The following is a 10,706-nucleotide window of genomic DNA, read 5'->3' as shown; positions in this document are numbered from 1 at the left end:
GGAACGGCGCGACGACATCCACGAAGCCTTCCTCGGCCTCGCGACCTGCCTGATCACCCACCGGCACGTCCAACGCCTTTGTTAGGACCTCTTAGGCACTCCGGGACGTGGCCGGACCGAGAAGACCACAGCACTTTCCTCAAGACATACGAGCGGGCACGCGGCGAAATCGACGCGTTCATTGACGCCGTGTACGCCCACTTCGACCAAGAACCCGCGCATTGACCAGCAGAACGGCAGCGAGGCCGACGCGGCCCTTCACGTAGCAGCGCTGCCGGCTGTCGTACTCCCGAAGCGCTTCGATCGCACTACCGGACGAAAATACCCACTCCAGGCCAAACCTTGGACGCTGCCCTCATCACTCAAAGTGACCAATTACGGCACTCCCAGCTGGGATACGCGACACCTCAACATGCGAGCCCACCGGTATACCGATACCGGCTTCCTACTCGCCAGACCCCGCGATGCGTTGCCATGGCCGCGGCTTCAGCGCCACGTCAGCCGCCGAACGCGGGGACATGCTCCGCGGTCACGTCTTCGCGCAGCCGCACGAACCGCACTGGATGCCGGTACCGACCTTCATCGACCGCGGTGTCCCCCTGGAATTCGGCTACGAGCTCGGGCCGCACCGGCCGGTGCTCCAGCTCGCCTGAGCTGCCCCAGCCAGCGGAGAAACTTCGCCCGTGCCACGGATGTTCGGCCCCTGCCGCTCGCAGTCGGCCGACCAGATCCCGCCGGGCAGCAGGGTTCAGAGGGGTGGTGCGTGCGAGGAAGCGCAGTCGGCCGGTGTCGTCGTAGCGGCCCAGAAGCAGTGAGGACGGCGACTCCACCCGGCCCGTGACCGAGCCGATGATCCCCTCAGCTGTCGTACGGGACCGCACCTTGATCCAGGCACGGCGGCCAGGAAGGTACCGCTGCTCACTGCCCTTGACGACGACGCCCTCAATACCGACCTGTCCCCACGCGGGATCGAGCCACTCGAGAGCGGTCGCCCTGTCCGTAGTTGCTGGGCACAGGGTGAACGGGGCACCCAGAACGTCGCAGGCGAAGAGGTCCTCGATGACGAGTTCCTGGAGCTGGCCAGGGAGTGGGCCAGCGGTCGGCCGCGTCCCTCCCGGAGTGCAATCGAGGCAGCCAAAGCCGCGATCCTCGCGCGGGCCGTTCCCATGTGAACCCTGTGCGGAAGACGCCGCGTTGGAGACGGAATTCCGAACAGGCCGTGCACCGCCCGGAAGGCGCCTTCGCGGCCGTTTTCGCCTCAGGGCCGTATTACGGTGTTTTTGCTGGTCAGGTCCGCCATGCACCGTCACCTGTCCGCCACGGGGCTGCGGCAGGGACGGGCCACCTCGTGATCGATGAGCTTCGACACCCACTGATCTCGAAGCCTGTGCCTGCTCTGCCATGCACCCCAACCGGTCACGGCCCGGCCAACCGCCCGACTCCGCTTCTTGCCCAAGCCCTGGCTGAAGAGGGGGTGAACGGTTCGCACATGCCGGTCGTTAGGCCATGTGGGAAAGGTTTCCCTCTGCTACTCGACGTCGAGGAGGGTCTTGTGTCTACACCCCCGCAGTTTGAGGCTGGGACAGTTTCTGAGAACGAGGAGTACCTGGTATCTACACCCTCGCGGTCTGAGGTTGGGACAGATTCTGAGGGCCAAGCGAACCAGGCGGACGAGGCGCGTCCACGAGCGCAGCGTGCTCGAGGGACGGTGATGAGTGAGAAAGAGCGGGCGGAGGAGAAGGAGCGGCGGTCCAAGCAGCAGTCCAAGCGGCAGCGCGCCCGCTGGAAGGCGATGACCCTTCAGGACCGGGCGGCTCTCACTGGGCGGATGTCCGAGGCGCAGATTGCCGTCTGGGCGAGGAAGACTCAGGCGGAGCGGGAGAAGTTCAGTGCGCGGATGTCCGAGGTGCAGAGCGCCCGGTATGCGGCGATGACCCTTGAGCAGCAGGCGGAGCTCAGTGCGCGGGGGGTCGAGGCGCGGCGTGCCAATATGAGCGCTCCGGCTGACGAGACGCGGAGGACTTTGAACACGTTTATGGGTGGGTCGCGATATGACTGGATGAATTCGAACATCGCCACAACAAGTGCAGCAGCCCGCTTGACGCCTGTGAACAACCCGACTGCCTCGACTTCCACCTCCGACCGCCAGGAGCGTCGTTCAGCTAGCCCACCCTCCCGCAAACGTAAGCGGTAAGCCCTTGACCTTGCTGCTTCACTTGGTATCCGTCCCGATCATGGACGTAACGCGAATGGCTTCGGACCTGGGACGATGAACCTCTTCGAAGGGCCTCTGTCGGTCCAGGCCGAAGGAACTTTCCGCGTGCAGGGTATCGATTGGCGTCCCAAGCTTCATGTTTGTGCTGACGGTGCCGGGATGGTCTGATGCTTCCCCTTGATCGGGGACACCTGGAGACTGACAGCGGCCCGCGGAGCGGACTGGTCCGGGAGCGCAGGAGTGGGCCGCCCTCTGAGATCGCGTTTGAGATCTGCCATGTCCTGTGGCGGGAGTGGTCGTTGAGCCTGCCGTGACCGGTATTGGGGGGGTATCCGTCGGACCTGACCAATGAGCAGTGGACGCTGGTGGAGCTGTTGCTCCCGCCGCCACGGACTGGACCGAAGGGCGGGCGACGCGAGAAGCACTCGCGACGACGGATCGTGGACGCGATCTTCTACGTGGTGCGGACGGGCTGCGCTTGGCGGCAGCTGCCGAAGGACTTCCCGCCCTGGCAGACCGTGTACTGGTACTTCGTACGCTGGCACGACGAGGGCACCGTCACCCGAGTTCACGACGCCCTGCGCGCCCAGGTCCGCCGGGTCGAGGGGCGAAGCGAGGAGCCCAGTGCCGGGCTGATCGACTCGCAGTCGGTCCGCACCGCTGACACCGTCCCCGCAGCCACACGCGGTTTCGATGCGGGCAAGAAGGTCAAGGGCCGCAAGCGGTTCCTGGTCACCGATACTCTCGGCCTGCTGCTGGCCGTTCACGTCATGACCGCGAGTATCCAGGACCGCGACGGAGCCAAGCGTCCGCTGCTGTGGGCCCGGCTGGACCACCCGTCCGTGCGGAAGGTCTGGGCCGATCAAGGTTTCGCCGGCCGCCTGGTGGACTGGACCGCCCAGGTCCTCGGCCGCGAGCTGGAGATCGTCCGAAAAGAACCCGGCCAGCGGGGTTTTCCGGTCCAGCCCAAGCGGTGGGCGATCGAGCGGACCTCTTCCTGGCTGACCGCCCATCGCCGCCTGGCCCTCGACTATGAGCACCATCCCGCCCCCGCCGAGACCATGATCCGATGGGCCATGATCAGCGTTATGGTCCGCCGTCTCGCCCGGGGATGCCCGGCCACGCGTCCAGGTCCTCGCCCCCTGCGCCGCATCGCTGTGGAGTAGACACCAGACCCGTAGGTGATGATCGCTGCATGGAGCGTGTTGTAGACCTCGATGAAGCCGCTGCCGCCGTCGCGGACCGCCGGCGTAATCCCCGCGGGCAGGTGCGTTCCTGGGTGCCGCAGCTCTTCGCCCGCCGTGCCGACGGCACCGCGCTGCTCGCCGACTGCCCCCGCCACCCGGACGCGGGCGGGGAGCGCGCGAGGAAGGCCGCCGAGGCAGTGGCGCAGGCGTGCGCGGACATCGGCTGGACCTACCGGCGCCTCCCACCGCTCGACGACGTCCTGGCCGCCAACCTGAAATGGCTGGCCGGTTACCGCCACCCCCGCAACGCCGGCCAGCCCGGCCTGATGCCCGCTGTCTTGGAGACGCTCACGCGGCCGCGGCCGCTGATCGAAGGCGCCAGCGCGGCCGGCGACCCCATCGAGGTCCTGCCCGCCGTCTTTCACGCCCTGTGGCAGCGACAGCTGACGGCCGGCCTGGACACGCCGCTGCACGAACGCGTCCCCGCCGGCCCTCGGGGCTGGAGCGGTCCCCAGACGGGAGATGCCGGGTGACCGCGCGGCGCAATGCCCGGCCGGCCGTGAAGGTCGGTGCTGACGTCCGCTCCCGTGGCATGAAGTGACAAGTGGTCGCCCTGTCGGGGCAGGACGTCCACCTCGTCGGCCCGGACGGCGGCGGTGAAGCCGTGCTCGCCGGGCATCTGTTCGCCGACCCCGGCTTCACCGTCATCGGGACCGACGTGCCCCAGGCGGCACCGCAATGGGGGCTGTTCGAGACCGCCCCTGCCGCCGCGCGTGAGAGGCGCTGGCGTGGCAGCGGCACGTCAGGGAAGTCGAATGCGGCCTGCCTGGCGGGCCCGGCAGCGACGGAGCAGTGCGCGAGCAGTACGACCCCGAGCGGTACACGCTGGCCCAGCGGGAGCAGGCCAAGGCCGAGGAGCCGCGCTCGGGTTCGGACGCGTCTCGCGCACCACGGTGCAGCGCATGCGCCTGGCTTACCGCAAGCAAGGCCTGTGGGGGCTGCTCGACCACCGCACCACCCGCGCCTCCAGCCCCACCGGCCGGGCCGACGACGGGTCGTCGCCGCCGTCCGCGAAGCGCTGCGCCGCGGCCGCGGCCGCGGCCGCTCCAAGGGCACCATCAACGGCCTGTTCCCGCTGATCAACCAGATCCTGGAAGACCAGCACGGCCCGGGTACGGTGCCCGCACCGTCCCAGGCCACGCTGTACGGGCTCGTCACCAACCTCGCCCGGCCCGGCGAACTGCCCTCCGGACCCGTCCGGCAAGTACCGGCGAGCGTCGACGGGCGGGCGTTCACCCCAGCTACGGCGCTGCGGCCCGGTGAGCAGCCCCACAACCTGCTCTACAACATGCCCCACAACTTGCCTTACCAACATGCCTCAGCCCGCCGTTCCGGAACGGGAGAAGCGCAGGTCACGGGGGTGGTCAAGGGGTCCGGGCGCGCCGACTACTTCCCTGAGGGGCCCTCGAGGAAGGTCTGCCCAAGGGATCTGCAGGCCTTGCGACCCGCCTGCTGGTGCCCGCGACCGCCGGCAGCTGGAGCGCGTGGCCGCCGCCAAGTACACCGCCTCGAGCGCGAGCGGCACACACGCACCGTGGAACCCCAGGTCGGCAGGCACCAAATGATGAACTGTCAGCTACGGACAGCCGTACCCATCAAGAAAAACAGCCCAGACCCCGCACCACACCACCAGAAGAGAGATCCCCGTGACATCCCCCATCCCCACAGACCAGCAGGGACAGCAGGGACAGCAGGGACAGCAGAGACGGCGGAAGCGCGGACAGATGAACAATGCGCCCTGGCAAACCTCATGGCCCGGCGAAGCGCCCCGCGCAGACGTTGCCGACCCCATGGCCCTCCCCCCGGATGCGGACCACAACGCCCAGGCCCTGGCAGTCTTTTTCAAAGTGCAGGGCGCGCACACCCTGGGCCACGTGACTGAAGCGGGCGGCCTCAATAACTTCACCGGTCTGCCGAACAGGGGGGTGCAGGTAGTGCTCGCCCGGACCCCGCCCCGCACAGTCAAGCTGGGGACGCGGATCGCAGAACTCTTGGAAAAAAGCAGTTCTTCGGTGGTATCGCCGCACGAGGAACTAATACTGACATCGATGGGATTCCCCATCGAAAACGGCAAAATCATTACCCGGAAGACTCGCGAGCGGCAGCGCGAAAGGAATGCCGACGCCCTCCGCGTCGTATACGGCACCAAATTCGGCATCGGCGAATGGAAGAGTCTGGGCGAGGTAACCGATGGAGGTTACACCGAGGTCTCCGGTCTGCCGTCATCCAACACAGTGGTGAAACTCCAGTGGGACGAGGTGCCCGTCAACATCGGACAGCGGATAAAGAACCTCACGAATGACAGCAGTAACGCGAAGGCGTCAGCCGGGGAGGAAGAGGTGCTGCGAACGATGAGACATACCATCACTGACAAACGGAAAATCAGCCGTGCCTATCCCGGTGCAATCAATACGGTTGCACCGCTGCATGCGCATCCGGCAGCCACCACCTCAGGCACGCTCCACGGCCAGTACACCGCAGTCCCCGCCGGCACGGCACAGGCCGGGCAGACCGCTCCCCCGTACCCGCCCGGCATGGCCGCAGGCCCATCCCATACCCCAGCCGCCCCCTGGACACAGCAGCGCCAGCCCGCCCACTCCACGGGGGCACCCGTACCGGACATCCCGACCCGGGCGAACAACGGGCCCCGGCCCCTCGAACACACCATCGCCGCCGCAGCGGCCACCACACCAGCAAGGGGAGCACACGCCGGACCCTCGCACGCATTGGCCCACGGCCCTCAAGTCCCGACCATGGCCGCCACAGCCGCCCACTACCCCCTGACCGCATATCACCGGCACCCGGCTCCCACAACAACCGACCAGCAGACCAACAACCCACGAGAAGCCAACCCCAGAGCCTACAACCCTCTCCACACCAGCCCCGGCCAGTCCCACTCAGCGCACCACCGCTGAAATCCAGCCTCCCCGAACCATCAAAGAGCCGCTCCTGATCGCCGGAATGCTGCCCAACGCAAAAGGAAGGTAAGATCCGTGCTGCCGTAAAACTGCACTGCTCCAAAGTTTTCAGTGCGCAAACACTGGCTCAGGTGCGAAACCCGTGAATACCGTTGCTCACCTTGCGCGAGAACCTTCCGCATACCTGTAGCGCAGTAAAGAGCCGTACCAGGCAGGGGTGGCCGGTCAGGGGAGCGGTCGGTCAGGGGTGGGACGCTCCGGGGGCCAGGTGAGGCGTAGGTGGCCCCACCGGGCGCGGGCGGCACCGGCTGTGAGGTCGTGTGGCCGGCCGATCTCTTCCCAGGTTGCGCCGGCTGCCCGGTACGCGAGAACGGCGACGCGGACCAGCTCACGGGTCAGGACGGCGAAGCCGGCGGCGGCGCTGCTGTGCAGCGCGGCCGCCGCACGCTTGTCCCGGACCGCTTCAGCCAGCGCCTGTTCCAGAGCCTCACACCGGCCGCGGATCTCCGACCCGATCTGGAACAGTGCGATCCGGGCCCGCATCGCGGCCTCGGCCCGTCGGCGGTCCCGGTACGCCGCCTGCCTGCACGGCCGAGGGCGAGGACAGTACATGCGCCGGCCCCGGCCGGGATCATTCTTCCATGGCGCGGCGGCGGGTGTCGGCGGCGCGGGTGAAGGCGGCGAGCCGGTCCAGGTTCTTGGGTGTGCGCAGCCACGTCGTCGGGTCGGTCGTGCGGCCCTCCAGGTACTCCGCAAGCATCGCGGCCTGCTGGTGGGTCTGGACGCTGGCGGCCCGCCGCGCCGCCAGCGTCCCAGCGGCGTTCCGGTCCGGGTTGTCGACGGTGTGGGGCGCGGAGGCCGTCTCGCCCTCGAGGTCGCGGTGGGCGGCGGGTGTGGAGACGGTCGAGGTCGTCGTGGCAGTGGCGGTGGTGGCTCGGATGCGGGCGCCGCGGATCGCGTTCTGCACGGCGAGGCTGGCGACCCGGGCCCGCTCGTAGCGGCTGGACTCCCGCGGCGGTGTGCCTCCGGCAGCGGCGATCCACCACCGGTGCGGCACCGGGAAGTCGGCGGTAGTAGCTGATCCGGTCCGGCGTCGGAGCCTTCATCCCCCTCACGCAATGCCCGTGCTTGACCACCTGCCGTGACCTACACTTCTCCGGCTCCGGAACGGCGGGTTGAGGCAGCATCTTTTACTGAGCCTCTTTCATCCTCGACTCGGCGTGACGCCTTCAGCCCTCTGACCTGCCGCGATGTATTGGATCTTCACTCTTGGGGCCCCAGGATGAAAGAGGCTCACTCATGCGAGCACGAACTGATGACAGCAATGCAGGTGCGAGAACCGGTACTCACGTCATTGATGTTCAGGTGACATTCCGGACTGCAAGAGAAGTCTAGCGACCTCTTACATGGCTTTGAAGGCTTGATGGTGCGCGAAAAGCTTCTACTTCTGCTGCTTTCTCGGCCGCAGTAGGGATCTGTTGAGTAGTGGCCTGAGCTGCACGAGCGGTAACTATCCGATCAAGCTCGGAAATCACTGCATCAAAACCTTCGGTCAGGGCTGCATGTGCCACTTGAGATGCGGCATCGCGTTTCAATTCCGCCTGTGGAACATCTTGAGAATACTTGTCGAGCAAGCTGGCCAGCCGATCTGCATATCCTTTCCGCCACAGCGATTCACATTCCGGTAGAGTTCGCATAGATTCACTCTCAGCGAACTCGAAACAATCATAAATACGCAACCGGAGGTCGGAATCTCTGCCCTTGAGCATCTCCGCACCGAAGTGCTTTACATTTAATCTCTCTGCGTCGTTCACGATAGACCTGCGCTCTTCCGGAATCATCAACAGTAAGGCGCACTCCGCAGTTCTCCCACCTTCCGTTCTGATGTGCTTTTCTTGCTCAGCAATATCGTCCTGTGTCGGCACCATGGGATGTTCCCACCAGATATCCTGAAGAGCTTCGGCTGTGCTCTCAGAGTACGCGGTGCTCGCCGCTTTTGGCAGCATGTTCTGCACCTGCTCTGTCTGCCAGAGTGGATGCAGCAAGGACTTATGTCGAATAAGGAACCCTCTGAACTCAAGCTCCCAGCGTTGCATCCAATCTCTGGCCGCATCTGCTTGCAGCCAGGGTGCGGAGTGTCTTCCCAATCCTGACGTGATTTCTTGCTGCAATTGCCTCAAGGCGCTCATCCCGTAAGACAGCATGCCTCGATGCAGGTTTTCGATGCACTTTAGCTCGACTTCATTAGCAGGAATGTAACTTGTCTGCTTAGGCTTGATCTCGCCTCGGTGTGCGTGCGGGGTAATCGAAACACATGCCAAATGTGCCATGACGAGCGCCGAACTCTGGATAAGTTTTTCTGCTTGACTCTTCCTCCGCTCCTGCTCGCGCGTCAACGGTTTAACATCTGTAGGCAAAGAATTCTCCTGGATTTTCGGAAGTGCACGTCACCGACATGTGCTCGACTTTTGGGTGATAGTACGCCATCGGCCAGAAGGGAGTCGAACGACGTATCTGTCGAACTCGGAACATGAGCCAGAAGTGTGCCCTTTGACAAGTATTGAGAATTTCAATCGCTCCGGCCGGCGGCCATGTGCAGGGCCTCAACGACCAGGCTGGCCCGGTGGTGGTCGGTCATGGAGTAGCCGACGATTTCCCGGGTCGCGAGATCGAGCCAGGTGGCGAGGTAGAGCCAGCCCTCACCGGTCGGAATGTAGGTGATGTCGCCGACCAGTTTGGTGCCCGGTGCGGAAGCGGTGAAATCGCGGCCAGCAGGTCCGCGGCGGGCACAACCTTCTTCGCCTGCCGGGTCAGACTCCGTCGCTTGCGCCCGGTGTGGCCGGTGATGCCATGCTCGCGCATGATCCGCTCGACACGTTTGCGGTTGATCCGCCACCCGAGTCTGCGCAGCTCAGCATGGATACGCGGGGCACCGTAGGAGTACTTCGAAGCGATGTGGAGCACGATGATCTCGTGAGCCAGGGCCTCATCAGCGGCCCGCCGGACAGCGCGGGCCTGAACTCCGTCGCGCCAGGCGTAGAAAAAAGAGGAACGGTTCACTTTCAGCAGCCGACACAGGAAAGCGACGCCGTGGGTGGTCTTCTCGGCCTCGATGAACTCATATGTCTCGCTCACCGATCGCTCTCCTTCGCGAAGAAGACCGCGGCTTTTCGCAGCACCTCGATCGTCCGGGCCTGCTCGGCGGCGAGCTTACGCAGCCGCTTCAGCTCCTCGCGCTCCGCACTCGTCTGCTCGCCGGGCCGGCCCTCGCCACGATCGGCTTTCGCTCTTCGATACCAGCCGCGCAGCGACTCCGGACTCACCCCCAGCTCCCGGGCAACCTCCGTCTCCGTCCGTCCGGTCGAATCGACCAACGCGATCGCGTCCTGCTTGAACTCCGCCGTGTATCGCTTCGTGTATTTACTTCCCACCTGGCACTGCTTCCGCTGGGCTCACACGTCCCAGTGTCCAGGTGTCCACATCAAAGGGGGAATTCACCTCCAGCAGCCCCATCACCGACGGCATCCCGGCACACCGGATAGACGCGGTCCAGGGGACGGGCCTGCCATTCGGCCATGCCTTCCATGACCGAATCGGTGATCGTGGAGATGGTCTGCTTGGACACCTCCGCGTCATAGACCTCGGCCAGGTGCGAGGAGATCTCTCCGTGGGTCAGGCCCTTCGCCGACAGGGACAGCACCATCTCATCCACCCCGGTCAGACGGCGCTGGCGCTTCTTGACGATTCTCGGCTCGAAGCCACCGTCCCGGTCCCGGGGGACCTCGATCTGGACCGGGCCGACGTCCGTGACGACCGTCTCGGACCGCTTACCGTTGCGGGAGTTGCCGCCGTTCTTCCCGGCTGGATCATGCCGGTCACAGCCGAGATGATCGGTCATCTCGCCCTCGAGGGCGGACTCCAGCAGCCGCTTCGTCAGCTGCTGAAGCAGCCCACCTTCACCGGTCAGCTGCAGGCCATCAGACTGAGCCCGGGCCACGAGCTCCTCGATGAAACGGTCGTCCACTGCCCTCTGCAGGGCCCAGAATTGGACCCCTTGGCTATGTTCTCGCTGGTCACAGGTGCACTCTTCCATGATCGGAGTTGCACCGTTTTTCTTACAGTTCCGACAGGAGGGCAGAGGTGGTGGTCAAGTGGGAGTGTGGTCGCGGGAAGTGATGCAGCATGGTGCTGTTGGCGGATCTGCATCACCACCGAGCTTCAAATGTTGGGGCTAGGTTCTGTCTCTTTGGTCAGCGCCGGGTCCAGATGAGGATGCCCGCGAGGTGGAGTGCGGCCTGGTAGGCGATCGCGAGCTTGTCGGTTCGG

The 10,706-nt window shown here is 65.3% G+C and carries 10 protein-coding genes and 2 pseudogenes; 5 read left to right on the top strand and 7 right to left on the bottom strand.

What is annotated here, in order from left to right; genetic code table 11:
• Positions 1 to 497: 497 nt before the first annotated feature.
• On the bottom strand, positions 498 to 1,403 hold the full coding sequence (locus ACH4C6_RS35135) for an ATP-dependent DNA ligase (protein ID WP_398112687.1): 906 nt from the start codon (positions 1,401 to 1,403) through the stop codon (positions 498 to 500).
• Positions 1,404 to 1,711: 308 nt separating this feature from the next.
• Between ACH4C6_RS35135 and ACH4C6_RS35130 the strand changes: the two genes are divergently transcribed.
• The 5 genes from ACH4C6_RS35130 to ACH4C6_RS35110 all read left to right on the top strand — a co-directional run bounded on the left by ACH4C6_RS35130 (position 1,712) and on the right by ACH4C6_RS35110 (position 6,377).
• The gene (locus ACH4C6_RS35130; RefSeq protein ID WP_366900799.1) at positions 1,712 to 2,194 is read left to right on the top strand and encodes a hypothetical protein; all 483 of its coding nucleotides are present in this window, start codon (positions 1,712 to 1,714) and stop codon (positions 2,192 to 2,194) included.
• A gap of 341 nt (positions 2,195 to 2,535) precedes the next feature.
• On the top strand, positions 2,536 to 3,381 hold the full coding sequence (locus tag ACH4C6_RS35125; protein ID WP_398112686.1) for an IS5 family transposase: 846 nt from the start codon (positions 2,536 to 2,538) through the stop codon (positions 3,379 to 3,381).
• Between the two features lie 29 nt (positions 3,382 to 3,410).
• Entirely contained in the window at positions 3,411 to 3,935 is a 525-nt protein-coding gene (locus tag ACH4C6_RS35120) for a TnsA-like heteromeric transposase endonuclease subunit (protein ID WP_398112685.1), read from the top strand.
• 429 nt (positions 3,936 to 4,364) lie between these two features.
• Positions 4,365 to 4,541, top strand: a complete 177-nt coding sequence (locus tag ACH4C6_RS35115; RefSeq protein ID WP_398112684.1) for a hypothetical protein — start codon at positions 4,365 to 4,367, stop codon at positions 4,539 to 4,541.
• Positions 4,542 to 5,186: 645 nt separating this feature from the next.
• Complete coding sequence (locus tag ACH4C6_RS35110; RefSeq protein WP_398112683.1) at positions 5,187 to 6,377, top strand: hypothetical protein; 1,191 nt, start codon at positions 5,187 to 5,189, stop codon at positions 6,375 to 6,377.
• A 634-nt stretch (positions 6,378 to 7,011) separates the two neighbouring features.
• On the opposite strand, the gene ACH4C6_RS35105 is transcribed toward ACH4C6_RS35110, so the two are convergent.
• From ACH4C6_RS35105 to ACH4C6_RS35080, 6 genes and pseudogenes are all read right to left on the bottom strand, one after another.
• On the bottom strand, positions 7,012 to 7,437 hold the full coding sequence (locus tag ACH4C6_RS35105; protein ID WP_398112682.1) for a hypothetical protein: 426 nt from the start codon (positions 7,435 to 7,437) through the stop codon (positions 7,012 to 7,014).
• Between the two features lie 334 nt (positions 7,438 to 7,771).
• On the bottom strand, positions 7,772 to 8,797 hold the full coding sequence (locus tag ACH4C6_RS35100; RefSeq protein WP_398112681.1) for a hypothetical protein: 1,026 nt from the start codon (positions 8,795 to 8,797) through the stop codon (positions 7,772 to 7,774).
• Positions 8,798 to 8,949: 152 nt separating this feature from the next.
• Positions 8,950 to 9,276, bottom strand: coding sequence for a DDE-type integrase/transposase/recombinase (locus ACH4C6_RS35095; protein WP_398112688.1), 327 nt, complete (start codon positions 9,274 to 9,276; stop codon positions 8,950 to 8,952).
• Positions 9,213 to 9,440, bottom strand: a pseudogene (locus ACH4C6_RS35090) (IS3 family transposase); the annotation flags it as partial. The gene ACH4C6_RS35095 and the pseudogene ACH4C6_RS35090, both read right to left, overlap by 64 nt.
• A gap of 71 nt (positions 9,441 to 9,511) precedes the next feature.
• Complete coding sequence (locus ACH4C6_RS35085; RefSeq protein ID WP_398112680.1) at positions 9,512 to 9,811, bottom strand: transposase; 300 nt, start codon at positions 9,809 to 9,811, stop codon at positions 9,512 to 9,514.
• Positions 9,812 to 9,918: 107 nt separating this feature from the next.
• Positions 9,919 to 10,473 (bottom strand): annotated as a pseudogene (locus tag ACH4C6_RS35080) (transposase); the annotation flags it as partial.
• Positions 10,474 to 10,706 lie beyond the last annotated feature (233 nt).

It is taken from the genome of Streptomyces sp. NPDC017943 (assembly GCF_044328425.1).
GTDB lineage: Bacteria > Actinomycetota > Actinomycetes > Streptomycetales > Streptomycetaceae > Streptomyces > Streptomyces djakartensis_A.
This window is presented reverse-complemented; position numbering and strand designations above follow the sequence as displayed.